Here is a 25,858-nt window from a genome sequence, read left to right as displayed (position 1 = left end):
CATAAATCGTATGTCAAGAAGAGGCTGTTTTATACTACTGGCAAGTTTTATATGTATACTGAATTCCTGTAATTCATCAGAAGCTGATAGAAAGAAAATTTCAATTGGATTTTCACAAAGTGTTGGTGACGATATTTGGAGAACATCGATGAATCATGCAATGGAGGTTGAATCTTCGCTTCATCCAGAGGTTAACTTGAGAATTTATAATGCGAATCGTCAACCAAAAAAACAGATTCGTGATATTGAAAAGTTTATTGAAGATAAAGTAGATGTCATCATAGTTTCCCCTTTTGAATCAGACTCTATTGTCCCAGTAATAGAAAAAGCCAAAGCCAAAGGTATTCCGGTAATCATAGTAGACAGAAAAGTAAATACGTCCAATTATACAGCATATTTGGGAGCAGACAATATTGAAGTGGGACGATTAGCTGGTAAACATCTTGTTTCAATTTCTAAAGGATATGCAAATGTGATTCAAATTTATGGGGATTTAAATACATCGCCTGGTTTAGAAAGAAGCTTGGGGTTTAAACAAATTATTAAACAATATCCTGGTATTAAAGTTTTTGATATAGATTCAGATGACTTTGGGCATCCAAAAACAAATTATATAAAGTTATTAGATAGTTTGTCTAATATTGATTACGTATATGCCTTTAATGATTTAATTGCGTATAACGCATGGAAAATTGCCAAGGATAAAGGGTTAGATAAAAAAATAAAATTTATAGGAGTTGATGGGCTTAATGGACCATTCGGAGGGATTCAATATGTTAAAGATAAAATTTTAGAAGCAACTGTTTTATACCCAACAGGCGGTAGCGAAGCGATACGATTAGCTTTAAAAATAGTCAATCAAGAAATTGTTCCTAAAAATAATAAACTGAATACGATATTGATTGATTCTCTTAATGCAGATATAATGAGCAATCAATTTGATAAAATAGCAATTCAACAGGCTGATATTGAGCAACAACAAAATATTATTAAAAACCAGGAAAAGAAATATTCGACTCAGAGTAATCTTCTGAAACTTTTAATTTCTTTATTTGTAATTGTGCTAAGTTTAGCAATATATAGTATTTATTCTGGAATTACAATTCGTCGTAAGAAGAAAGAATTGGAAGAGACAAATAAAAAAATTGTTAGCCAAAGAAATGAAATTGAAAAATTTTCTGAAGAATTAAAACTAAGTAACGAAGCAAGACTTAATTTTTTTACAGGTTTGTCTCATGAATTCAAAACGCCGTTAACGTTGATATTGAGTTCTATAGAATCTTTGGGAAATGAATTTAGAAATAAAGGTGTTTCCGTGAATAAGGAAATTAATTTGATGTATAACAACTCCAGAAGGTTGCTCCGGTTAATTAATCAATTATTAGACTATAGAAAAACAGAGGATCAAAAATTTACTTTGAGAGCATCAAAAACTAATATTTTAGATTTTTCAAAAAGTATTATTAGTGATTTTGATCGGGAAGCGAAGAAAAGAAATATTGATTTTTCATTGACAACTAACAATCCGGAATTAGAAGTCTATATGGATCGAAATCTTATGGATAAAGTCTATTTTAATTTGTTGTCAAATGCCTTTAAATTTACTCCTGAAAAGGGTAAAATTTCGATTGTAATAAAAGAAGATAAGCCCAATAACATTGTTAAAATTCACTTTAAAGATTCAGGTATAGGGATTCCAGAAAATGAGTTGAAGGAGGTATTTAATGCTTTTTATCAAGGTTCAAATAATTACAGGAACAGTTCTGGAATAGGGCTTCATTTATCAAAAAGTTTTATCGATCTGCACAAAGGGAAAATAGAAATTAATTCAAAAAATGGAGCAGAATTTATAATTACATTACCATTAGGAAAAGAGCATCTTGATGAAAAATATATAATAAAAGAGCCAATACTAGATTTTGTCCATGAACCGGATTATCTGGATTCCGAGTTTATTCAGACTGTTGAACCCAAAAACACCGAAGATAAATATTCGATTCTTTATATAGAGGACAATACCGAGCTTTTAGATTTTGTATCTCATAAATTTTCAGCAGAGTATACTTTTTTTGCATCTGATGGTACCAATGCAATTGAAAGGGCATTAGAATTAATTCCAGATATTATTATCTGTGATTTGAATTTGCCTGAAAAGAATGGTTTTCAAATTTGTGAAATACTCAAGAAAGATTTAAGAACGTCACATATTCCTATTATAATGCTTACCGCTTCGGACAATCAAGATTCCTATTTGAAAGCTCTAGAAAGCGGTGCCGATATCTTTTTGACAAAACCATTCAATTTAAAAGTATTGGCGCAATCTATTAAAGGATTGCTTTTTAACAGAGAAAAACTACGATTTTATTATACCAATAATATTTTAAATATTGAGGATGGTGATTTTGGTGTTTCTGAACAAGATTTTCTAAGAAAGTTGAATGATCTTATTGAAAAAAACTTGGATAATTCTGCTTACACTGTTGAAGATCTTGCACGAAGTTTAACTATTTCTAGGGTACAATTGTATCGAAAAGTGAAAGCTATATTAGGAATTAGTGTCAGTGACCATATTAATAATATGCGATTAGATAAGTCAAAAGAATTACTAAAAAAGGCGGACTTAAATATTTCAGAAATTGCATACGCGGTTGGTTTCTCCTCACCAAATTATTTTTCAACTTCCTTTAAAAATAAATTTGGGGTTACGCCTAAAGAATATAAAAGTAAAAAATAGTTGATTTTCTATTGAACCACTTTCTTCCTAACAAAAATAGCGTAACATAATTGTATTTTACGTAACATAAGAGCAACTACAAAGAAGTAGCTGCTCTTTATTTTTATGTCTAATGTGTTGTTTTTTAGTGTTTTATTTTATTTTTGATGATTATAAAAAGCATTAGATAAAACCATTACATTCTTAAAATAAAAACTGATTTTTTACAAATATCTTAGTAATTGAATTTAAGATTTAAACACAATTAATTTTTTTGTTTGATTTTAAATTACAGCTGCGAAAGATCTTGGAAGTTTTTAATTTCTTTTTGATCGCTTCCTTTTTCTGATAGAAATATTTAATCTGAGAGTATTAAAGTCTTTTTTATGTACTTAATAATTCTCGTAAATCATCAAAATATGAAAATAAGCTTTAAGTTTTTATGTCTTCCACTTTATGTTGCATTATTTTATAATTGTACTAAAGAGGATAAGCCGGCAACTGGAAACCCTATTGTAGAGACAAACGCTCCAGCGTGTCAAACCCCTAATGAATTAGATAATGCGTATCGAACTTTCTTTAAACCTGCAGGAGGTTGGGTTGGTGATCCCATACCATTTTATGAAAATGGAATATTCCATATTTTCTATTTGTACGACGCGAGAAATACATTGTCTACATTTCATCCTTGGTACAAAGTAACTACAACTGATTTTGCAACATTCAATGACACTAGTGAAATGATTGCCACAGGAACTGCGACTGATCAGGATGGAGCATTAGGTACAGGATCCGTTTTTAAATTGAATGGAATTTATTACGCTTTCTATACAGGACATAACGGAATTCTTGATCCTAAAGAAAAAATTATGCTTGCAACGTCTACGGATTTAAAAAATTGGACCAAAGATCCTTCCTTTTTATTGCAGGCTTCTTGGGGATATGATCGCAATGAATTTAGAGATCCAATCGTCATAGAAGATAAAAGTACAGGAACGTATAAAATGTTGATTGCGACACGTTCTGAGGTTGGTTTAGTTTCTAACAGTACTGTGCCATGGCGAGCAGTAATCGCTCAATACAGTTCTACCAATTTAAGAGATTGGACTTTGGAAAAGCCATTTTATGAGGATACAACTACTTTTATAACTGAATGTCCTGATGTATTTAGTATGGGTGACTATCAGTATTTGATCTATTCTAATATTGATGATCGAATGGTACACTATAAATACCGTTTGCTAACTGACAATACTTGGATTACTCCCGTAAATAGTGCGTTAGATGGAATTGCTTTCTATGCTGGAAAAACAGTTGCCGATGGTATAAACCGGTATATAGCAGGGTGGTGTCCTACTAAAAACAAAAACAGTGATGCCGCTATTTTTGATTGGGCTGGATCGCTTGTAACGCATCGCCTTGTTCAGCATCAAAATGGAAGATTAGGTATTGCGATACCCAATGGTGTAGACAGCAAGTTTATTGTTAATGAAGCTTTAAATTCGAAAATAAGCTTTGGGACTACAAAGCAAGGAGATGCCTATACACTGAAGGGCATTGGCACGGAGAAGACATTTTCAGTATTTGACAGAGAAACTAGAGCATTTAAAATTAAAACACATATAAAAGCGACATCATCCACTCAATTCGGTTTTGAATTTGGAGCGTGTGACACGCGAAATGAAGTATTTGCCATTGTATTCGATTTAGCCAAAAATCAATTAAGATTAGATAAGGTTATAAAAAATGCGTCCTCCTTAAATGTAACACAGCTTCCGCTAAATGTACCGGCTAATAAAGAGTTTAATGTTACAATCATTTCTGAAAATTCGGTATGTGTGATATACATTAATGACGAAATCGCTTTTACAAACCGTATCTATAAAATGAATCAGAATCCTTGGGCTATTTTTGCTGATAATGGTGAAGTCACTTTTTCAGATTTAAAAATTTTTAAATAAAAGGAGTATAGAAAAGGATGACTTTAGCCTTTTTGACCTTTATTATAACGCTTGTTTTATAAAGATTCAGGTTTAGTAATTAAAATTAATTCTGTTCATTTTTCACTTTCTTACGTAATATTAAAATCAAAACCATCAAAATCTAATTTTGATGGTTTTTTTATGGCTTTATTTCAATGCAATAATTCTGCTACTTTCCGCACTGGATGCAACTATTGGAAATAGATGTATTGGAATTATTTTTAATATAAGTTGTCTTGTTCTTGTTGCAATTCCTGTACATAGATATAAAAGATCCTTGAATCTTGAGTTCACATTGCATTTTATCAGTATAATTTTTCTTAAAACCTTTAGAATACTTTCACAATATTAGATTGCTTAATAAATTCATTTTTTTTATCAATTATTTTTAAACTTCCTGTAAAAATAAATTAAAATTTTATTAATTGAATAAAATCCATCAAGGGACTTTTTTTTTATTCCTGAATATCTATTTTTTTAAAAAATACGTGTAACATAATTGTAACAAGTGTAACATAATCGAACTACAACGAAGTAGTTATTTGTTTATTTTAAATTATAACTATTTGATAAACAGTATTTTATTGTTTATTCGTAATTATGAAACAGTATTAAATGAAATTGTAACATCCTCAAAATAAAAGCAAAATTTATGCGGATATCTTAGCAATCTAATTTAATATTTTTTGATAATGAAAAAAATTATTGTTTGGTCTCTGATTGCTTCACTAGCAGGGTTTCTTTTTGGATTTGATACCGTTGTTATTTCAGGAGCTGATAAAAAGCTGCAAGTTTTATGGAATTCTTCTGATGCTTTCCATGGAACAGTAGTTATGGGAATGGCTTTATGGGGTACCGTCTTCGGTGCAATATTTGGTGGGATTCCAACTAATAAAATTGGAAGAAAAAATACACTATTATGGATAGGGATTTTATTCTTTATTTCGGCTATTGGTTCGGCTATGGCAAACAATCCATTCGTTTTTGCTGCATTTAGATTTATTGGAGGACTTGGGGTTGGAGCATCAACAATTGCTGCACCCGCTTATATCTCGGAAATTGCTCCTGCAAAAGATAGAGGTAAACTGGTTGCTTTCTATCAATTTAATATTGTTTTGGGAATTCTGGTGGCATTCCTTTCCAATTACTTATTAAGGAATACGGGTGAAAACTCATGGAGATGGATGATGGGAGTACAAGCAATTCCATCGTTTATTTATACCGTATTTATTTATACGATTCCCAAAAGTCCAAGATGGCTATTGTCAAAATCCCGAAATGAGGAGGCTAAAAAAGTCTTGCAGCTAATGGGGCAAGAAGCCGATTTTGAAAAAATGATGGTGGAGATTAACCAAGATAATAACGATACGACTATTTCCAATGAAAATATTTTCATGAAAAAATACCGTACTCCTTTGATTTTAGCCTTTTTTATCGCGCTGTTTAATCAATTGTCTGGTATTAATGCATTTTTATATTATTCACCCAGAATTTTTCAAGAAGCTGGTTTGGGAGAAAGCACCGCTTTATTGAGTAGTATAGGAATTGGAGCCATAAATTTAGTTTTTACGCTAATTGGGGTTTTTCTAATTGATAGATTAGGGAGAAAAGTCTTGATGTATATTGGTTCAGTAGGATACATTATTTCACTTTCTCTTGTTGCCATGGCCTTCTTTTTCCATTGGCAAGGAATGGCGGTTCCAATCTTCTTGTTTTTATTTATTGCTTCACATGCAATAGGTCAAGGAGCCGTAATCTGGGTTTTTATTTCAGAAATTTTCCCGAATCATCTTAGAGCATCCGGACAAGCTTTTGGGAGTACAACGCACTGGGTTTTAGCAGCAATAATTCCATCTCTAATTCCATTTTTGTTTTCGACGATAGGTCCTGGAGTTGTGTTTTTGTTTTTCGCAATAATGATGGTTTTTCAACTCTTGTTTGTTGCGGTTTTGATGCCGGAAACTAAAGGGATTTCCTTAGAAGAATTAAGTAAAAAATTAATAAAAAAAGAAAACTATGATTACAGTAACTAAAAAAAGATACTTCTTGTCGATATGTTGTGTAATGGGATTACTGGCTTTGTTCAGTTGTAAAGAATCTTCCCTTTTGGATAAAAAAGTGTATTCAGAGGAAGAGCTTTACAGACCAAATTTTCATTTTACACCAAAAAAGGGATGGATGAATGATCCTAATGGAATGTTTTTTTATAATGGCTATTACCATCTTTTTTATCAACACTATCCAGATTCAAATGTTTGGGGCCCAATGCACTGGGGCCATGCAATAAGTAATGATCTTATCACTTGGACAGAAAAACCAATAGCTATTTATCCAGATGAAAAAGGGTATATTTTTTCGGGAAGTGCTGTTGTTGATTTAAAAAACACCTCTGGTTTTGGTAGTTTACAAAATCCGCCCATTGTAGCGATGTTCACCTATCACAATCCTGTTAAAGAGAAAGCTGGTGAGGCAGGTGTTCAATCACAAGGGATTGCTTATTCGTTAGATGAAGGTTTGACTTGGACTAAGTATGAAAAAAACCCAGTTGTTAAATTTCCAAATATTAAAGATTTCAGAGACCCCAAAATGACTTGGGATAATGTCCATAAACAGTGGTTAATGGTTTTAGCAGCAGGGGATAAAACGATGTTTTATAGTTCTAAAAACTTAAAAGATTGGCAGTTACTTTCTGATTTTGGTAAAAACATTGGGGCTCATGGCGGTGTTTGGGAATGCCCAGATTTTTTTCCCATGCTTATAGATGGTTCCGATGAATATAAATGGGTGCTTTTACTAAGTATAAACCCTGGAGGTCCTAATGGAGGCTCAGCTACTCAATATTTTGTTGGAGATTTTGATGGTACCACATTTACTTTGGATGAATCCTTTTCTCAGGATTTGAAACAGCACAAATCACTTTGGATTGACTACGGCAGAGATAATTATGCGGGTGTTACGTGGTCAAATATTTCAGAGACTGATGGTAGAAAATTGTTTACAGGTTGGATGTCCAATTGGCAATATGCGAATAAAGTACCTACAGAGAAATGGAGAGGGAGCATGACTTTGCCAAGAGAATTAAAACTTATAAAATCAGGAAGTCATTTCAGAGTTTCTTCTCAGCCAGTTAAAGAATTACAAAATTATGTATCAAAGACCATAAAAAAAGAGGTGCTTAAAATTGAGAAAAAAACGGTGTTGATTGATAAATCACTGATTGATTTATCAAGAGTGGATATTCAGTTTACATTGAAGAGCCTGAAAAAAGATGTCTATACTTTTTCACTTTCCAATAATGCTAATAACACCATACATTTTGGTATCAATACAAAAGAGAAGTACTTTTTTATCGATAGAAGAAAATCGGGGGATTTGTCTTTTTCGGATGTTTTTGCAAAGCAAATTTCAAAAGCTCCATTTACAGAAGATTTTGATAAAATCGATGTACGAGTACTAATTGATAAAACCTCAATCGAAGTATTTTACAATAACGGACAAACAGTTATGACCGAAATATTTTTTCCAGAAAAACCAATGGAAACATTTTCAGTCACTAAAGAAAATTTCAATTTTACTATTGAAAATTTAATAATTAACCAACTAAAATTTAACTAAACTATCTGAAATTATGAAACAAAAAATCATCCTCTATTTAATTTTAATGGGTTCCTTTTTTTCACTTACGGCCCAGAACATAGGAATAAAAGGAGTGGTAACCTCTTCCGAAGACGGAATGTCACTTCCCGGGGCAACAATTACAGCCTCCGGAACAAAAAATGCTACCACAACAGATCTTGATGGTCATTATACGCTTAACAATTTAGATAAGAATGCTACTTTGATATTTAGTTTTACAGGTTTTGCAAGTCAAACAATCAAAGTTAACGGTCAAGAATCGATAAATGTTGTTTTAAAACCGGAGTCCACCAATTTAAACGAAGTTGTAGTAGTAGGATATTCAAAGGAGAGAAAAGTAGATGTAACAGGAGCCGTTACGGTGGTAGATTTAAAACCGATTACAGGTCAAAGTATGAGCTCTGGAAATGCTATGCAGGCTTTACAAGGGAGAGTTGCCGGATTGACCATTGAAAAATCGGGTGACCCAAGTGGAGCAAATAGCAGAATATTAATCAGGGGTGTGAGTACGCTGGGAAATACAGATCCTTTGTATGTAATTGATGGAGTTCCTACGGTAAGACCGGAAGTATTTGCCAGCTTGAGTCCAAGTGCTATAGAATCAGTTCAAGTATTGAAAGATGCTTCTGCTTCCTCTATTTATGGATCTAGGGCTGCGAATGGAGTAATCATTGTAACAACAAAGAATGCTGCAAAAGGAGTGATGAGTGTTTCTTACAGTACTAATGTTTCAGTGCTTTCTGAGAAAAAGCAACGTTATAAAATGCTTAATGCACTGGACAGAGGAAAGGTTTTGTGGCAGGCATCAGTTAACGATCATGCAGATCCAGCTGGCGGGTATGGCGAGATCTATAATTTTGATTGGAATCATGATTTTAATAACCCAGTGTTAAACAGCGTAACTGTTAAACCTTATGTTGGCGGGGATACCAATGTGCCTGTCGGAGATACTGATTGGCAGAATACGATGTATAAAACGGGATTGCTAATTAACAATGATTTATCGGTATCCGGTGGGTCTGATAAAGCAAATGCGGTATTGAATATGGGTTATTTAGATAATTCAGGAATGTTGAAATATACCAATTATGAAAGGTATTCAGCAAGACTTAATGCCAATTTTAAGTTGTTCAATGATAAAGTTAGGTTTGGTGTAAATTCTCAATTTACACAGTCTAACGAAAGAAGTGCCGCCAATGATGTAGGAAATGCACCAACACCAGGTTTAGCCATAACTTTGGCACCAACTATTCCTGTATTTACAGCCTCTGGTGAGTATGCAGGACCATTAGGATCGGGTTATTCAGACAGAAATAATCCTTTATTGATGCAATATCTAAACCGATGGGATAACAACAGAAAAATGTCTTTGTATGGAAATGTCTTTACAGAAATAGATATTTTGAAAAATCTTACTTTCAGAAATAGTATCGGGATGGATTTTAATGATTTCAATAGGAAAGATATTGAGCCAACTGTGAGTAATGGGTTTGTTAACAGAAGTACAAATAGTTTGACTTTTGATACCAATAAATATTCAAGTTTAACAATTTCAAACACGTTAAGTTACAACTTGAAAGTTTCAAATCATAAAATTGGAGTAGTTGTAGGGACTGAATCGACTAAAACTGATTTGAATACTTTATATGCTCGTGCTGAAGGATTTGCAGTAGAGTCAGAATCTTATTTTACGCTTTCTGCAGCTACAGGTGCCAGAACTAATAATGGTATTTCAACAGGAAGCAGGTTGCTTTCTCAGTTTGGTAAAATTAACTATGCGTTTTCAGACAGGTATTTGGCTACGTTTACTATCCGAAGAGATGGCTCGTCTAGATTTGGACAGGACAACAGATATGGGATTTTTCCGGCTGCTACTGTAGGTTGGAAGATTAATAATGAAGACTTTTTCAAAAACATAAAAGCAGTTTCAACTCTTAAGCTGCGTGCAGGTTATGGAGAAGTAGGAAATCAATCTATTGGTGATAATGCTCGTTTTGGATTGTATGAAGCGCGATATGGATCGAATCAAAATGTATATTTCCCTGATTTTTTCAATATCTATTATAATGTTGGAACGGCTTATGATTTGAATGGGACTAATACAGGAAATTTACCTTCTGGTTTTGTATCGATACAAGCTGCTAATTCAGGACTAAAATGGGAAACTACTAAAGAGGTTAACGTAGGTCTTGATTTTGGTTTTTTCGAAAATAAATTATCGGGGTCCTTTGACTATTTTTCAAGACACACTGTTGGGATTTTAATTAAACCGCCAGTAGCATCTGCTGTAGGTGAAGGGCAGCAGCGTTTTGTAAATGGAGCTTCTACTGCAAATAAAGGTTGGGAACTTACAGTAGGGTATGCTGATAAGTTAGAAAACGGATTGTATTTTAATGTTTCGACAAATTTTGGAGCAACAAAAAATAAAATTACAGATTTACCGGCAGAAGTTAGAGCAGCTTATCCTGGTACAGCTTTAAACTCTATCATTGGTCATTCACAATTTGAAATTTTTGGTTATAAAACAGATGGTTTGTTTCAAAGTCAGGCAGACATCGATTCGCATGCCACTCAAGTAGGCTCTAGGCTAGGAGGTATAAAATTTGTTGACATCAATGGTGATGGCAAAATAAATTCAGATGACAGAACTTTTATTGGTACAACACTTCCAAAATTAGAATATGGTATTAATATTAGTTTAGCGTATAAGAATTTTGACATGTCAGTTTTTGGTTCTGGTGTAGCCGGAAGAATTGGTGTTGACCCTTATATCTACTGGAACAATTTTGTTCAAGGTAGAGATAATGCAGGCCCGGGAACATTTAATGCGTGGACACCAACCAATACCAATACGGATGTACCGTCTCTTTCTTTGGCACATAATGACAGTCAGACTTCAGATTATCTTTTTAGAAATAATTCCTATTTTAAACTTAGAAATCTACAAATTGGATATTCTCTTCCTGACGGTTTAGTTAGTAAAACGGGATTCATAACTAGATGTAGAGTGTATGCACAAGGGGAGAATTTATTCTGGTTTACTCCAAAAGGATACATAGGATCAGATCCAGAACGTACAGATGTTAACAGAATACCGGTGCCTACTACTTTATCATTAGGTGTAAACTTTAATTTTTAATTAATTCTCATGAAAAAATATAATAAAATAGTTATCAGCTTCTTGTCCGTCTTATTTTTGGCATCATGTAGCAAAGAATTTTTAGATTATGAACCTACCGGAGTACTATCTTCCGGTAATGTGGCAACGGCTGCGAATGCAGATGCCCTTGTTAACGCAGCTTATGCTGCCATTGGAAATGATGAAATGGTGGGGCCAATAACCCACCAATGGGTTTATGGAAGTGTACGATCAGATGATGCTTATAAAGGCGGAGGTGGTCGAGGCGATGTTGACGTTATTGATCGTTACGAACAATATAATTTAACCACTCCGGATTATGGAGATTGGATGTTACCTAGAACTTGGACGAATCACTATAAAGCGATTTCAAGAGCTAATTTTGCTTTATCTGTAATCAATGCAATTCCTGATGCGGATTATCCGTTAAAAAAAGTGAGACAAGCGGAATTACGCTTTTTAAGAGCACATTCTCATTTTATGTTGAAATTGCTGTTTAAGAAAGTTCCTTTTATAACAGAAGAGTTGAGTCAGGAACAGATTTTAAAAACTTCTAATGATTTGTCAAATGAGGATTTGTGGAATAAAATTGCAGATGATTTTCGTTTTGCATTTGATAATTTGCCACAATCACAGGATCAAGTGGGAAGGGCTGATAAAAATGCAGCAGCGGCTTATTTAGCAAAATTAAGATTGTATCAGGCTTACGAACAAAATGATACACATCAGGTTACCAGTATTAATACAGCTAGATTACAAGAAGTTATTGATTATGCTGATAAAGTAACTGGGAGTTTAGAACCGGACTTTGGGAATAACTTTTTAGATGGTCATGATAATGGATCAGAATCTATTTGGGCAGTTCAGTTTTCTATCAATGATGGAACCAATACAGGAAGAGTAAGTTTTGTGACTGGGTTAAATTCTCCTCATGGTACGCCACTTTATGGATGTTGTGGTTTTCATATGGCGAGCCAGAATATGGTAAATGCTTTTAGAACAGATGCTAACGGTTTGCCATTATTGGATACTTTTAACAATGCAGATATTTTTAACGCTGTTGATGGAAATGGAAATGCGCCACTTGCTGCAGGGGTTACGATTGATCCAAGAATTGACCATACAGTAGGTGTTCCTGGAAGACCATTTAAATACAAAAACACACTGAAAGCTACCGGTGATATGGTTTACAAATTCAGTTGGGCTAGAGATCCGGGAGTTTATGGATACTTTGGAAATATGAAAGAGCAACAATCTCCGGACTGTTCTTGTTATGTAAAAAATGGACCATTCATTGGTACTTCAAAAAATGTTGATTTTATCAGATATGCAGATGTGTTATTATTTAAAGCAGAAGCATTAATACAATTAAACAGATATACTGAAGCATTACCCATAATTAATCAAGTTAGGGCAAGAGCTGCAGCGAGTACAACAATGCCTTTGGCAGCAGGAGCTTCAAATGTTTATAAAATTGCTCCATACGCTTCTTTTCCTTCAAAAGATTATGCTATGAAAGCACTTATGTTTGAAAGACGATTGGAGTTTGGAATGGAAGGTCCCCGCTTTTTTGACCTTGTAAGATGGGGTAAAGCAGAACAAGTTTTGAACGCTTATCTTGGTGTAGAAAAAACAAAGAAAGATTTCCTTTCCAATGCGCATTTTACTGCGGGTAGAGATGAATATTATCCGATACCTCAAAGAGAAATTGATTTTACTGGAGGTCTATACAAACAAAATCCAGGATATTAAAATAAGGTTAATAATAATGTTTGTTTGGTTAGTGTTTTAAATTAGGTTAAAGGCAAGTTTTACACTTGCCTTTAATTTTTAAATTTTTTAGTTATGAATACAAAATACATGCTAAGTGTAGTTAGCTTTGGAGAGGTTTTATGGGATCTTTTCCCAACCCATAAAAAAATTGGAGGAGCACCATTAAATGTTGCGCTTCGAATGAATTCTTTGGGAGCAGAAACAACGATTATAAGTCGTGTCGGTGCAGACGAAGATGGTAACGAAATTATATCCTTTATAAATAATCAAGATGTGAGTTCAGATGCTATCCAAATAGGGGAAGATTATAAAACTGGTGTGGTTAATGTAATGATTAACGAAAAGGGAAATGCTTCTTATGATATTCATTACCCGTCTTCCTGGGATAAAATTACACCCACAAAAGAAATGGATGAAAAAGTTTCGGAATCAGATGCTTTTGTTTTTGGGAGTTTAATATGCCGTGATGAGGTTTCCAGATCTACTCTGTATGACCTTTTGGATAAAGCTAAATATAAGGTTTTGGATGCAAATCTAAGAGCTCCGTATTACACTGAAGATGTCCTTAATGAATTGATGTTAAAAGCAGATTTCATTAAGCTCAATGATGAAGAATTATATGAGATAAGCCAACAATTGGAATCGCCTTATAATTCCTTTGAGCAAAATATTAAATTTATCGCTGAAAAGACAAATACAAAGCATGTTTGCGTAACAAAAGGCGCATTTGGAGCGGTCTTATATTACAATGATAAATTTTATTATAATAGCGGTTATTTTATAAAAGTAGTTGATACTGTAGGTGCAGGGGATTCTTTCTTAGCCTCCCTGATAGTCAAATTGCTTAGAGGAAAATCACCACAAAAATCATTGAATTATGCATGTGCTGTAGGTGCTTTAGTAGCCGGACATGAAGGAGCCAATCCTAAAATTTCCGAAAAGGAAATAAATAAATTCATGAAGCTTTAACAAAATAGTTTAAGCATAAAATTAAATTCATAAAAAAGCCAAAGAAACAATGTCTTTGGCTTTTTTATGCAAAATAGTGTGAACTAAAAAGAAGTCAATTTCTTTAAATCGGCAATCGTTGCTGTTGGGTTTTCTGCCTTAAAAACAAAACTTCCAGCGACAAGAACATCAGCTCCGGCTTCTACAAGTTGTTTTGCGTTTTTATTAGTAACGCCACCGTCAATTTCTATAATTGTATTTGCTCCTTTTCTGGTAATTAAATCTTTTAATTTTTGAACCTTAGCGTAAGTATTCTCTATAAAAGATTGTCCGCCAAAACCTGGATTTACACTCATGATACAAACCAAATCAATATCATTGATTACATCTTCCAAAAGGTCAATATTTGTGTGTGGATTTAAGGCAACTCCGGCTTTCATGCCTTCGGTTTTAATGGCTTGTAAGGTTCTGTGTAAGTGCGTACAGGCTTCATAATGTACACATAAGATATTTGCTCCTAAATCAGCAAAAGTCTTGATGTATCTGTCCGGATCTACAATCATTAAATGAACATCGATTGTTTTTTTTGCATGTCTTGAAATAGCTTCAAGAACGGGCATTCCAAAAGAGATGTTTGGTACAAAAACGCCATCCATGATGTCAATATGAAACCAATCGGCTTCACTATTATTGATCATTTCGATGTCGCGTTGCAGATTAGCAAAATCAGCAGCAAGAACTGATGGAGCAATAAGTGTATTCTTCATTGTGTAGTTGAATTGTTTGTGCAAAAGTAGTTTTTTTAGAGCAATTGACGAAAGTTTTTTATAGATTCAGTTCGTAAGTTATCCTGCGATTTGCGTAAGGGATTGAAGTGGAAATCCTTTTTATTTTTTTTAATAAAAAGATTGCAACGAAAAGCTCGACCCGAAGTTTTACGGAGGGTTACGCCCAAATGAATTTAAACAGGATAGGTTCAAGAGAATCTAAAATGAATTCAGATTAAAAAAATAAAACTCCGGTAATCAGCCGGAGTTTCAATCATCAATCAAAAAACGAACAGTCAATCAAACTGTTGTTCATTTTGAATTAAAAGATTTAAAATTTAAAAATTTTAATTGGGGAATATTGTGAATTAACCTAAGTAGGTTTTTAATATTTTACTTCTGGAAGTGTGTTTCAATCTTCGGATTGCTTTTTCCTTGATTTGACGTACACGCTCACGAGTTAAGTCGAAAGTTTCTCCAATTTCCTCTAATGTCATTGGGTGTTGATCACCAAGACCAAAGTACAAACGAACAACATCAGCTTCTCTTGGAGTCAATGTTTCTAAGGAACGCTCGATTTCAGTACGCAATGATTCGTGGATCAATTCTCTGTCTGGATTTGGAGATTCACCAGAACGCAATACATCGTAAAGGTTAGAATCTTCTCCTTCTACAAGAGGTGCATCCATTGATAAGTGACGACCGGAGTTTTTCATACTCTCTTTTACGTCATTTACGGTCATGTCAAGTTCTTTTGCAATTTCCTCAGCAGATGGTGGACGCTCGTTAGATTGCTCTAATAAAGCGTACATTTTGTTGATTTTGTTGATAGAACCAATTTTGTTCAAAGGCAAACGAACGATACGGGATTGTTCAGCCAATGCTTGTAAGATAGATTGACGAATCCACCAAACGGCATACGAGATGAATTTGAAACCACGTGTTTCATCAAAACGTTGTGCTGCTTTTATCAATCCTAAATTTCCTTCGTTAATCAAATCGGGAAGGGTTAACCCTTGATTTTGATATTGTTTTGCTACCGAAACCACGAAACGTAAATTGGCTTTTGTCAATTTTTCTAATGCTTTCTGGTCACCGGCTTTAATCTTTTGTGCTAATTCTACCTCTTCGTCAGCGGTAATAAGGTCAACTTTTCCAATTTCTTGTAAATACTTGTCTAATGAAGCAGTTTCACGATTGGTTACCTGCTTGGTGATTTTTAGTTGTCTCATGTTTTTTTTGTCTCCTCAATTTTTAAGTGTACAAGTAGTTATACGTATGGGGTCGATAAAAAGTTACAATAGTTTTGAAAATAAATTTAATAAAAACAAAAAAACCGTTTCAAATACATGAAACGGTTTTTTCTATAAATAAACCTTTAGTAAACTAAGATCTGATTACTCTTTTTTCTCCTCGCGTGGAGGTCTTGGCATTAAGGCTTTTCTAGATACTTTCTCTTTACGAGTTTTAGGGTCTAAACCTAGATACTTAATCATGAACACATCACCCATGTTAACTACATCGGCAACATTTTCTGTTCTTTCCCAAGCCAATTCCGAAACGTGAAGTAATACTTCGTTTCCTGGAGCGTCAAGGTATTCTACAACTGCACCAAAATCTAGCATTTTGATTACTTTCACTTCATAAGCTTCACCCATTTGCGGTTTGAAGGTAATCGATTGGATTTTGGCCAATACCGCTTCAATTCCAGCAGGGTCAGTTCCAAGAATTTCGATAACTCCTTGTTCGTTTACTTCGTTGATTACAATGGTTGTTCCTGTAGCTTTTTGTAATTCTTGAATTACTTTTCCACCAGGTCCAATCAAAGCACCAATAAAGTTACCAGGAATTGTTCTTGTGATAATTTTTGGAGCATAGGCTTTAACATCTGCTTTTGGAGCTGCTAAAGTATCGGTTAGAATTCCAAGGATATGCAAACGACCATCTCTGGCTTGTGCCAAAGCAGCTTCCATAATCTCGTATTTCAATCCGTCAATTTTGATGTCCATTTGACAAGCCGTAATACCTTCAGAAGTTCCAGTTACCTTGAAGTCCATGTCTCCCAAGTGATCTTCATCACCAAGAATGTCTGATAAAACTGCAAAACGATCTCCATCAGTAATCAATCCCATTGCAATTCCAGAAACGGGACGTATCATTTGAATTCCAGCATCCATTAATGATAATGTTCCAGCACAAACTGTTGCCATAGAAGAAGAACCGTTAGATTCTAATACTTCAGAAACAATACGAATTGTGTAAGGACAATCAGCAGGAATCATGTTTTTCAAAGCACGTTGTGCTAAGTTTCCGTGACCAACTTCTCTTCTTGAAGTTCCTCTTAATGGACGAGCTTCTCCTGTAGAAAATGGAGGGAAATTATAATGCAAGTAGAATTTTTCTTCTCCTTGTTCAGATGGTGAATCAATTTGGTTTGCTTCTCTAGAAGTTCCTAAAGTTGCTGTTGCCAAAGCTTGAGTTTCTCCACGAGTAAACAATGCCGAACCGTGAACTGATGGTAAGTAATCTATTTCACACCAGATAGGTCTGATTTCTGTAGTTTTTCTTCCGTCAAGACGTGTTCCTAAATCTAGCGTTACATTACGAACTGCTTCTTTGTTAACTTTGTAGAAATATTTCCCTACTAAATCACCATTTTCAGCCAATTCTTCTTCTGTAAATAATGTTTTTACTTCTTCTTTTACTTCTGCAAATGCAGCAGTTCTCTCTTGTTTAGAAGATCCAACTTTTGCAATATCATAGATTTTATCATATGCAGCTGCTTTTACTTTAGCGTAAATTGCATCGTCAGATTTTTCAGTTTCGTAAGTACGAACTTCTTTTTTTCCAAATGCTGCTGCCAATCTTTCTTGTGCGGCAATTTGAACTTTAATGTGTTCGTGAGCAAATTTAATGGCTTCAACCATTTCTGCTTCCGAAATTTCTTTCATTTCACCTTCTACCATTGCGATAGAATCTGTTGAAGCACCAATCATCATGTCGATGTCAGATAATTCTAATTGTGCACGACTTGGATTGATAATAAATTTACCATCAATACGACCCACACGAGCTTCAGAAATTAAAGTTTCGAAAGGAATGTCAGATAAAGCTAATGCTGCTGAAGCTGCTAATCCTGCTAATGCATCAGGCATTACATCTTCGTCATGAGACATTAATTGAATCATTACTTGTACTTCAGCATGATAATCATCTGGGAAAAGTGGACGCAATACACGGTCAACCAATCTCATTGTTAAAACTTCGTTATCGCTTGGACGAGCCTCTCTTTTGAAGAAACCACCAGGAAAACGTCCTGCTGCAGCAAATTTTTCGCGATAATCTACCGTAAGCGGTAAAAAGTCGATACCAGGACTTGCTTTTCTTGCGGATACTACTGTTCCTAAAATAACAGTTTTTCCAATTCTTACTACTACAGCACCGTCAGCTTGTTTCGCTAAACGTCCTGTCTCGATTGAGATGCTTCTGCCATCTCCTAAATCGATGTTTTCTACAAATAATTGTGGAATCATAATTTTAATTCTCTTTAGATTAAACAATGGGTTCTAGTTGTGTTGTAGTTGTTGTTTTGCGTAGTTAATGCCTAAAACCCAATGAAAACCCAAACTTTTTTATTATTGTATATAAAAACAAAAAGAGGCACTTTCGCACCTCTTTTTTATATTGATTATTTTCTGATATTCAATACTTTGATAATCTCACGATATCTGTTGATTTCTGTTTTCTTCAAGTAATCCAACAAAGCTCTTCTTTTACCTACTAGTAATACTAATGAACGCTCTGTGTTATAATCATGACGATTTTTTTTCAAGTGCTCAGTTAAGTGGCTAATTCTGAAAGTGAATAAAGCGATTTGTGCTTCTGATTTTCCAGTGTTTGTTTTTTCTCCGTGTTTAGCGAAGATTTCTTCTTTAATCTCTTTAGTTAAATACATTCCAATATTTGTTTAATGATTTTTATGTATGCCGTACATCTATTGTAAGACGGGTGCAAAAGTAAAAAATAATTATGACACGAACAAAATAAACCTTTCTTTATTTTGTGAACTGGCGAAGCAATTATGAATTATGAATTGTCAATTATTTTAAATCTTAATACAACTTCGCAATTTCCTCATTTACAAACTCTAGAAATTGTTCGTCATCTTTATTAAATGGATTGAGTACGTGGCTGTCAATATCAATTTGTCCTATATTTTCTCCATTTACAAAAAGCGGAACCACAATCTCTGATTTTACTGTAAAGCTACAGGCAATATAATTGTCTTGTGCTGCAACATCAGGAACTACAAAATTTTCGTTAGAAACCGCCACTTGTCCGCAAATACCTTTTCCAAAAGGAATTATGGTATGATCTGTTTCTGCTCCTACATAAGGGCCTAAGTGTAAAGTTTTAGTTTCCTGATTTGCAAAATAAAACCCTACCCAATTGTAATAGTCAATGGAGTTACTTAGAAGCTGACAAATAGACAAAAGTTTTTCGTCTCTTGAAAGCGTTGTGTTTAGCGTGATTTCGGTTACTTTTGGTTGTAGTTCTTGAAATGTCATTGTTTTTATTTATATTTATGCAAAAGTATTTAAAGCAGTTTTTAAAAATTATATAAATTTGTTAAAAAATAGATTTTGAAAAAATATTTTATTCTCTACAAACCTTTTTTGTTTTTTCTGGCTACCTTTTTTTTGACTTACATTGCCCTTACCTTTTTGTATCAGGAATATCTTAATAGTTTTGGAGAAAATAAACTGGATAGAATTACCCAATTTGTGGGCCAGAATACAAAACAGGTTATGCAATTGTTTGATAAAAGCGCTACTGTTGAGGAAAATACTTTAGAACCTTATATTAAGTTGTTTTACAGTCAAAAATATGTAGCTAGAATTATTGAAGGTTGTAATGCCATTAGTGTTATCATTTTGTTTGTTGCTTTTATAGTTGCTTTTTCAGGAAAATTAAAAACAACGTTGCTTTTTATCTTTGGCGGAAGCGTACTTATTTATGTATTAAATGTATTTAGAATAGCAATTTTATGTTTTTTGATGTTTAATTATCCAAATCAAAAACAGTTTTTTCACGGAGTACTTTTTCCTTTGTTTATATATGGTGTTGTTTTTATTTTATGGCTAATTTGGGTTAATAAATTTTCAAGATATGCTTCAAAAACTACTAAAGAATAAAGTTAGACTACTACAATTTATTGTTTTAGTTGCATTGTTAGTGCTAATTCGTGCATTTGAAGATCAATTGTTTTACGATCCTTTTTTGGATTATTTCAAAAACGATTTTACTCATTTACCCTTGCCCGATTTCAATTCATTTCAATTGTTTTTGGGATTACTTTTTCGTTATACATTAAATACAGTTGTGTCATTAGGGATAATTTATGTTCTTTTCAAAGATGTGCAAATGGTAAAATTTGCCCTTGTCCTCTATTATTTTTTCTTTATGATATTAATTGCTGCTTTTTTCTATATAATTTTATTAATCAAAGGACATAATAATTTAGTATTGTTTTATGTTCGCCGATTTTTGATTCAACCCATTTTTGTTTTGTTATTTGTTCCGGGATTTTATTATCAAAAACAAAATAAGTAATCTTTTTTCTTTACCTTTAGTATGGATTTAATTTGCTAATTGTCAAAGTTTTAAGGATATGAAAATTGTCAAGCATTCTGGAGATATTGTAGAATTTAATCCTGATAAGCTGAAGAGCTCACTTTTAAAATCGGGGGCAAGTGCTGTTGTTGTGGAAAATATTTTGCAAACAATTAGAAAACAAATGTACGAGGGCATTTCAACCAAGCATATCTATAAAATGGCTTTTGGTTTATTGAAAAAAACGGCTAATTCCCATGCAGCACGTTATAACTTAAGAGAGGCTATACGATTATTAGGTCCAGCTGGTTTTTTTTTCGAAAAATACATTGCGAGACTTTTTGCTTCAGAGGATTATAAAACTAAAACAAACGTAACGCTACAAGGAAAATGTGTTTCGCATGAAATAGATGTTTTGATTAAGAAGAATGGTACTATTGCCATGATTGAATGTAAATATCATGCGGGAAGGGATGCTGCTTCTGATGTGAAAGTGCCCATGTATATTTTGTCTCGTTTTAATGATTTAAAAATCAATCAGCATCCTGTATTTTCTGATAACGATGTTATTTCAAAATGTTGGATAGTCACTAATAATAGATTTACAACAGATGCCATTGATTTTGCCAACTGTTCAGGCTTGAATTTGTTAAGTTGGAATTACCCGGAAGACAATAATTTGAAAACAAAAAATGACAACAGTTATTTGTATCCGGTAACATGTTTAACTACTTTGTCACTTGCCGAAAAAGATAAATTATTAATCCTTGATGTAATCCTGGTAAAAGAAATAATAAACAATTCCGATTGTTTAGAAAAAATTGGATTGAGTACAATCCGAATAAAAAATGTATTAAAAGAAGCTTCGGACTTATGTAGATTTATTTAAAAAAAAGTTCTGTATTATTTAATTTTAAATTAAAATCAGATGAAAATTAAATTTATTGGAGGTGCAGGAACTGTAACCGGTTCGAAAACATTAATTGAAAGCAACGGAATTAGAATTCTAGTAGATTGCGGCCAATTTCAAGGAATTAAACCGCTACGAGAACTCAATTGGGAGCCGCTGCCTATTTTGCCTTCAACAATAGATTTTGTTTTGTTAACTCATGGTCATTTAGATCATTGCGGCTGGTTGCCCAGATTGGTGGATCAAGGTTTTACGGGAAAAATTTATTGTACAAGTCCTACTAAGGATGTCGCTAAGCTAATTTTATTGGATAGTGCTAAAATTCAAGAAGAAGAAGCCAAAAAAGCGAATGAAGGAAAATTTTCCAAACATGAAATTGCTCAACCACTTTATAACGTAGCTCAAGCCGAAAAAGTTTTTCCGCTTTTTAGAGTTATTAAAATCAATGAAGCTATTCCTTTGGACGCTGAAATTAGTGCCGTTTACACGAATGCAGGACACATTATTGGCGCCTGTACAATTGAACTGCAGCTTGAGAATAAAATATTAGTTTTTTCAGGAGATATTGGACGAGATAATGATGCGCTTATGTATCCGCCAACAAAACCCAAAAGAGGCGATTATATATTTCTTGAAAGTACCTATGGGAATCGGTTGCATCCCAATACAGATCCCAAAGACGAGTTGGAAATGTATATTAATAATACCGTTCAAAAAGGCGGAACAATCATCATTCCTAGTTTTGCCGTAGAGCGTGCACAAAGTGTAATGTATCTATTATGGAAACTTAAAACTGAAGGAAGGATACCTAATATTCCTTATATCATTGATACTCCGATGGGAATAAGTGTTTTGGATATTTTTTCCAATAATAGAAAATGGCATAAATTACCAGAGCATGACTATGTTGAAATGTGTAATATGTTCACGATGATTACAGAATATCAGCAAACTATAGAAACTATTTTTAATAAACAATCAAAGGTTGTTATTGCCGCAAGCGGAATGGTTACTGGCGGTAGAGTTCTGAGTTATTTAGAACGATATGTTGGATTACCTGAAACTACTGTGATTATTATTGGTTATCAAGCTGAGGGAACCCGCGGAAGAAAATTATTAGAAGGTGCCAAAGAAATTAAAATTCACGGTAAATATTATCCGGTGTTGGCTACGATATTAGAAATAGAAGGATTGTCTGCGCATGGCGATCAAAAAGACCTTCTGAATTGGTTGTCAGCTTTAGAAAATAAACCCAAAAAAGTGTTTTTAGTTCATGGAGAGAATGCACCAGCTGATGAACTTCGAATAAAAATTCAAGAAAAATATGGGTTTGATTGTAAAGTTCCTTTAATGGGGCAAGAGTTTGAACTTTAATTTTTAACAGAACTTTCATTTTATAGATTGATTAAATCAGTATTTTTGCAAAATGAGATTCAAAAAGCACATTAGTATTATTCTCGCTTTTTTCCTGTTGGTTTCCAATGTGGGATTGGCTTTTGATGTGCATTATTGTGGAGAGAAAGTAGCCTCAATCCAGCCATTTTATTTAAAATCCGGTGAAGTTTTAAATTCAGTTGAAAAAGGATGTTGCGAAAAAAAAGTTTCAAAAAAAGACAGTTGTTGCAAGAACAAAGTAGTTCATTTTCAAAAAAAATCAGATAATGTACTTATAAAAGCATTTTCTTTAAATGCTGATATACCATTTTTAATAAAGGAATGGAATCCTATTGTTTTCTCTAAAGTTACAGTTTTTAAAAACTTCGAAAATAACTCTTATTACTGCGACGCTCATTCGCCGCCACTTTTTAAGCTTTACAGCCAATATATTTTCTACGCCTGATTTTAATGTTTTTTAAAAGTCAAATCATTTTTTATGATTTGAAATTACTTTTTATAAACATTAAAATATTTTGCCATGCAAAAAACAATAATGCTATTTGTTGTTATTTTGTTTTCAATTCCTCTGTTTTCTCAAGAAAAACTGGATGAAGTCAAAGTGATAAAAAAGCAAAAAGGGATTCAAAAATCATTTACGGTAACAGGAAATACTACACTAATTACAAGTAAGGAATTACTTAAAGCGGCCTGTTGTAATCTAGCCGAAAGTTTTGAAACAAATCCGTCTATTGATGTCAGTTTCTCTGATGCTTTAACAGGGACTAAACAAATCAAAATGCTGGGATTGACCAGCCCGTACTTAATGATTACCGAAGAAAATATCCCATCAGTGCGTGGTGCTTCACAAGCATATGGATTGTCATTTACTCCTGGAACTTGGGTAGAAAGTATTCAAATTACAAAAGGAGCGGGAAGTGTAGTCAATGGATATGAAAGTATTTCGGGACAAATTAATACTGAATTAATTAAACCCATTAATGATATTCCATTTTTTCTGAATGCCTATGGTTCGTCAGATTCGCGGTTTGAACTAAACACCCATTTCAATAAAAAAATATCAGATAAATGGAGTAGTAGCCTGTTTCTTCATGGAAATACAAGAGTTGCTAAAACAGATATGAATAATGATGGTTTTTTGGATAATCCGTTGGCCAAACAAATCAATATTCTTAATAGATACCAATATTACAATGCTGAGAAAGGCTGGGTGAGTTTTATCAATTTCAGATACATGAATGATAAAAAACAAACCGGAGAATTAGACTTTAATCCTGACAAAGACAAAGGGACAACCAATTATTGGGGGTCAGAAATCAACACGGAGCGATTGGATGTTGCTACAAAAGTGGGGTATGTTTTTAAAGACTTGCCTTATCAGAGTATTGGTTTTCAAAATGCTTTTAATAGTCATAATCAACAGTCGTATTTTGGTTTGAACCAATATAATATTAAGCAAAGCAGTTATTATTCGAACTTGATTTTTAATTCAATTATCAGTAACACAATGAATAAGTTTGCTGCAGGTTTGAATTTTACGTATGATAAATACCAAGAATTTGTCAATGTAAATGATTACAGTAGAATTGATAATTCAGTAGGTGCTTTTTTTGAATATACCTATGATAATGCCGATAATTTTAGCATTATTCTGGGAGGAAGAATTGATAATCACAACCGTTTGGGTACATTTTTAACCCCACGATTGCATGTACGATACAATCCTTGGGAAAAAGGAGTTTTACGATTTTCAGCGGGTAGAGGAAAGCGAAGTGCCAATATTTTTGCCGAAAACCAACAACTTTTTGCCAGTTCAAGAACATTTGATATTTTAGACTCAAACGGTAAAATATATGGATTGAACCCAGAGATTGCATGGAATTATGGGGTGAGTTTTGGTCAAAAATTTTTGCTCTTTGGCAAAAAAGCGGATGCGGGTCTTGATTTCTATAGAACCGATTTTCAAAACCAAGTAGTTGTTGATGTGATGCAAAGTCCACAGCAAGTGTTGTTTTATGATTTGAAAGGAAAATCAGTTGCCAATAGCTTACAACTGGAATTCAATTATGAAATTTTGGATCATTTCAATTTTCGTTCTGCCTATAAATTTTATGATGTAAGGACGGATTATATTTCTGGAAATTATCAAAAACCATTACAGGCTAAACACAGAGTTTTTGGAAATTTAGAATACGAAACCCATATTGGAGAAAAGGGAAAACAATGGAAATTTGATTATACTTTTAATTGGATTGGAAAACAGCAATTGCCAAATACAGCAAGCAATCCCATAAATGATAGATTATCGGGATTTTCGCCATCTTATTCGTTGATGAATGCACAAATTACCAGAACTTTTTCTGATAGATTTGAAGTGTACGTAGGTGGAGAAAATATTGGTAACTATACTCAGGAAAAAGCGATACTTGGTTCTGATAATCCTTTTGGACCAAATTTTGATACTTCAATTGTGTATGCACCTGTTTTTGGACAAATGTATTATGCTGGATTGCGATTCAAAATAAAATAAGCGCAGCATAAAAAATTTAATAATCACTATAAAAAAGTAAAAATGAAAAATATAATTTTAATACTAATGGTTAGTTTTCTTGGATTTGCTACTCAGGCTCAAGAGAAAAAGAATAAAAATGCCCATTACACAACTGAAGTAAATGGGATTTGTGAACAATGTCAAAAACGAATTCAAAAAGCAGCCTTTTCCGTTTCTGGAGTTAAATCAGCAATTTGGAGTATAGAGACGCACCAATTGAGTTTGATTTTGAATGAAGAAAAGTGTTCCCCCTTAGATGTGAAAAAAGCTATTGCAAAAGTGGGACACGATACTGATGAGGTAAAGGCAACAAAAGAGGATTACGATAATCTTCATAGCTGTTGTAAATACGAACGATTGTAATTTTAAAGTCCAAAATGAAAATTTTGGACTTTTTTTAATTTAAGATTTAAAGGATTTAGAATCGTCAT

Annotated in this window: 19 protein-coding genes; 14 read left to right on the top strand and 5 right to left on the bottom strand. The window is 33.5% G+C overall.

The window, feature by feature from the left end:
- Positions 1-10 precede the first annotated feature (10 nt).
- The 7 genes from ACM55H_RS09315 (at position 11) to ACM55H_RS09285 (ending at position 14,212) form a co-directional block, all read left to right on the top strand.
- Positions 11-2,734 carry a hybrid sensor histidine kinase/response regulator transcription factor gene (locus ACM55H_RS09315; RefSeq protein ID WP_416836238.1) on the top strand — a complete coding sequence of 908 codons (2,724 nt, stop codon included), beginning with the start codon at positions 11-13 and terminating at the stop codon, positions 2,732-2,734.
- A 398-nt stretch (positions 2,735-3,132) separates the two neighbouring features.
- Entirely contained in the window at positions 3,133-4,674 is a 1,542-nt protein-coding gene (locus ACM55H_RS09310) for a glycoside hydrolase domain-containing protein (protein ID WP_416836237.1), read from the top strand.
- A gap of 713 nt (positions 4,675-5,387) precedes the next feature.
- Positions 5,388-6,728, top strand: a complete 1,341-nt coding sequence (locus ACM55H_RS09305) for a sugar porter family MFS transporter (protein ID WP_416836236.1) — start codon at positions 5,388-5,390, stop codon at positions 6,726-6,728.
- Positions 6,712-8,310 carry a glycoside hydrolase family 32 protein gene (locus ACM55H_RS09300; protein ID WP_416836235.1) on the top strand — a complete coding sequence of 533 codons (1,599 nt, stop codon included), beginning with the start codon at positions 6,712-6,714 and terminating at the stop codon, positions 8,308-8,310. Before ACM55H_RS09305 ends, ACM55H_RS09300 begins: the two co-directional genes overlap by 17 nt.
- A gap of 13 nt (positions 8,311-8,323) precedes the next feature.
- Positions 8,324-11,470, top strand: a complete 3,147-nt coding sequence (locus ACM55H_RS09295) for a SusC/RagA family TonB-linked outer membrane protein (protein WP_416836234.1) — start codon at positions 8,324-8,326, stop codon at positions 11,468-11,470.
- Positions 11,471-11,479: 9 nt separating this feature from the next.
- Positions 11,480-13,222 (top strand): RagB/SusD family nutrient uptake outer membrane protein, encoded by a 1,743-nt coding sequence (locus tag ACM55H_RS09290; protein ID WP_416836233.1) that lies wholly within the window; start codon positions 11,480-11,482, stop codon positions 13,220-13,222.
- A gap of 93 nt (positions 13,223-13,315) precedes the next feature.
- Positions 13,316-14,212, top strand: a complete 897-nt coding sequence (locus ACM55H_RS09285) for a carbohydrate kinase family protein (RefSeq protein ID WP_416836232.1) — start codon at positions 13,316-13,318, stop codon at positions 14,210-14,212.
- Positions 14,213-14,295: 83 nt separating this feature from the next.
- On the opposite strand, the gene rpe is transcribed toward ACM55H_RS09285, so the two are convergent.
- The 5 genes from rpe to ACM55H_RS09260 all read right to left on the bottom strand — a co-directional run bounded on the left by rpe (position 14,296) and on the right by ACM55H_RS09260 (position 19,526).
- Positions 14,296-14,958: a ribulose-phosphate 3-epimerase gene (rpe, locus tag ACM55H_RS09280; protein WP_416836231.1), complete on the bottom strand. Its 663-nt coding sequence runs from the start codon at positions 14,956-14,958 to the stop codon at positions 14,296-14,298.
- Between the two features lie 368 nt (positions 14,959-15,326).
- The gene (locus tag ACM55H_RS09275) at positions 15,327-16,190 is read right to left on the bottom strand and encodes a sigma-70 family RNA polymerase sigma factor (protein ID WP_007137700.1); all 864 of its coding nucleotides are present in this window, start codon (positions 16,188-16,190) and stop codon (positions 15,327-15,329) included.
- A gap of 165 nt (positions 16,191-16,355) precedes the next feature.
- On the bottom strand, positions 16,356-18,491 hold the full coding sequence (locus ACM55H_RS09270; RefSeq protein ID WP_416836230.1) for a polyribonucleotide nucleotidyltransferase: 2,136 nt from the start codon (positions 18,489-18,491) through the stop codon (positions 16,356-16,358).
- A 155-nt stretch (positions 18,492-18,646) separates the two neighbouring features.
- Positions 18,647-18,913 carry a 30S ribosomal protein S15 gene (gene rpsO, locus ACM55H_RS09265; RefSeq protein ID WP_035670202.1) on the bottom strand — a complete coding sequence of 89 codons (267 nt, stop codon included), beginning with the start codon at positions 18,911-18,913 and terminating at the stop codon, positions 18,647-18,649.
- Between the two features lie 157 nt (positions 18,914-19,070).
- Entirely contained in the window at positions 19,071-19,526 is a 456-nt protein-coding gene (locus tag ACM55H_RS09260; RefSeq protein ID WP_416836229.1) for a GAF domain-containing protein, read from the bottom strand.
- 75 nt (positions 19,527-19,601) lie between these two features.
- Here ACM55H_RS09260 and xrtF point away from each other — a divergent pair, with 75 nt between their 5' ends.
- The 7 genes from xrtF to ACM55H_RS09225 all read left to right on the top strand — a co-directional run bounded on the left by xrtF (position 19,602) and on the right by ACM55H_RS09225 (position 25,790).
- Positions 19,602-20,153, top strand: coding sequence for an exosortase family protein XrtF (gene xrtF, locus ACM55H_RS09255; protein ID WP_416836228.1), 552 nt, complete (start codon positions 19,602-19,604; stop codon positions 20,151-20,153).
- On the top strand, positions 20,128-20,571 hold the full coding sequence (locus ACM55H_RS09250) for an exosortase F system-associated membrane protein (RefSeq protein ID WP_416836227.1): 444 nt from the start codon (positions 20,128-20,130) through the stop codon (positions 20,569-20,571). Before xrtF ends, ACM55H_RS09250 begins: the two co-directional genes overlap by 26 nt.
- Before the next feature lie 58 nt (positions 20,572-20,629).
- Positions 20,630-21,460 (top strand): restriction endonuclease, encoded by an 831-nt coding sequence (locus ACM55H_RS09245; protein ID WP_416836226.1) that lies wholly within the window; start codon positions 20,630-20,632, stop codon positions 21,458-21,460.
- 39 nt (positions 21,461-21,499) lie between these two features.
- Positions 21,500-22,855, top strand: a complete 1,356-nt coding sequence (locus tag ACM55H_RS09240; protein WP_416836225.1) for an MBL fold metallo-hydrolase RNA specificity domain-containing protein — start codon at positions 21,500-21,502, stop codon at positions 22,853-22,855.
- A 52-nt stretch (positions 22,856-22,907) separates the two neighbouring features.
- Positions 22,908-23,321 (top strand): HYC_CC_PP family protein, encoded by a 414-nt coding sequence (locus ACM55H_RS09235; RefSeq protein ID WP_416836224.1) that lies wholly within the window; start codon positions 22,908-22,910, stop codon positions 23,319-23,321.
- 75 nt (positions 23,322-23,396) lie between these two features.
- The gene (locus tag ACM55H_RS09230; protein ID WP_416836223.1) at positions 23,397-25,406 is read left to right on the top strand and encodes a TonB-dependent receptor plug domain-containing protein; all 2,010 of its coding nucleotides are present in this window, start codon (positions 23,397-23,399) and stop codon (positions 25,404-25,406) included.
- Between the two features lie 42 nt (positions 25,407-25,448).
- Positions 25,449-25,790 (top strand): heavy-metal-associated domain-containing protein, encoded by a 342-nt coding sequence (locus tag ACM55H_RS09225; RefSeq protein WP_416836222.1) that lies wholly within the window; start codon positions 25,449-25,451, stop codon positions 25,788-25,790.
- Positions 25,791-25,858: the final 68 nt, after the last annotated feature.

The sequence above is a fragment of the Flavobacterium cryoconiti genome, assembly GCF_048158645.1.
GTDB lineage: Bacteria > Bacteroidota > Bacteroidia > Flavobacteriales > Flavobacteriaceae > Flavobacterium > Flavobacterium cryoconiti.
The sequence above is the reverse complement of the archived record's forward strand: the minus strand, read 5'-3'. Positions and strand labels throughout refer to the sequence as shown.

Coding starts and splice junctions, on each gene's coding strand:
- ACM55H_RS09315 (WP_416836238.1), top strand. CDS start 11: ATGTCAAGAAGAGGCTGTTTTATACTACTGGCAAGTTTTATATGTATA.
- ACM55H_RS09310 (WP_416836237.1), top strand. CDS start 3,133: ATGAAAATAAGCTTTAAGTTTTTATGTCTTCCACTTTATGTTGCATTA.
- ACM55H_RS09305 (WP_416836236.1), top strand. CDS start 5,388: ATGAAAAAAATTATTGTTTGGTCTCTGATTGCTTCACTAGCAGGGTTT.
- ACM55H_RS09300 (WP_416836235.1), top strand. CDS start 6,712: ATGATTACAGTAACTAAAAAAAGATACTTCTTGTCGATATGTTGTGTA.
- ACM55H_RS09295 (WP_416836234.1), top strand. CDS start 8,324: ATGAAACAAAAAATCATCCTCTATTTAATTTTAATGGGTTCCTTTTTT.
- ACM55H_RS09290 (WP_416836233.1), top strand. CDS start 11,480: ATGAAAAAATATAATAAAATAGTTATCAGCTTCTTGTCCGTCTTATTT.
- ACM55H_RS09285 (WP_416836232.1), top strand. CDS start 13,316: ATGAATACAAAATACATGCTAAGTGTAGTTAGCTTTGGAGAGGTTTTA.
- rpe (WP_416836231.1), bottom strand. CDS start 14,958: ATGAAGAATACACTTATTGCTCCATCAGTTCTTGCTGCTGATTTTGCT.
- ACM55H_RS09275 (WP_007137700.1), bottom strand. CDS start 16,190: ATGAGACAACTAAAAATCACCAAGCAGGTAACCAATCGTGAAACTGCT.
- ACM55H_RS09270 (WP_416836230.1), bottom strand. CDS start 18,491: ATGATTCCACAATTATTTGTAGAAAACATCGATTTAGGAGATGGCAGA.
- rpsO (WP_035670202.1), bottom strand. CDS start 18,913: ATGTATTTAACTAAAGAGATTAAAGAAGAAATCTTCGCTAAACACGGA.
- ACM55H_RS09260 (WP_416836229.1), bottom strand. CDS start 19,526: ATGACATTTCAAGAACTACAACCAAAAGTAACCGAAATCACGCTAAAC.
- ACM55H_RS09250 (WP_416836227.1), top strand. CDS start 20,128: ATGCTTCAAAAACTACTAAAGAATAAAGTTAGACTACTACAATTTATT.
- ACM55H_RS09245 (WP_416836226.1), top strand. CDS start 20,630: ATGAAAATTGTCAAGCATTCTGGAGATATTGTAGAATTTAATCCTGAT.
- ACM55H_RS09240 (WP_416836225.1), top strand. CDS start 21,500: ATGAAAATTAAATTTATTGGAGGTGCAGGAACTGTAACCGGTTCGAAA.
- ACM55H_RS09235 (WP_416836224.1), top strand. CDS start 22,908: ATGAGATTCAAAAAGCACATTAGTATTATTCTCGCTTTTTTCCTGTTG.
- ACM55H_RS09230 (WP_416836223.1), top strand. CDS start 23,397: ATGCAAAAAACAATAATGCTATTTGTTGTTATTTTGTTTTCAATTCCT.
- ACM55H_RS09225 (WP_416836222.1), top strand. CDS start 25,449: ATGAAAAATATAATTTTAATACTAATGGTTAGTTTTCTTGGATTTGCT.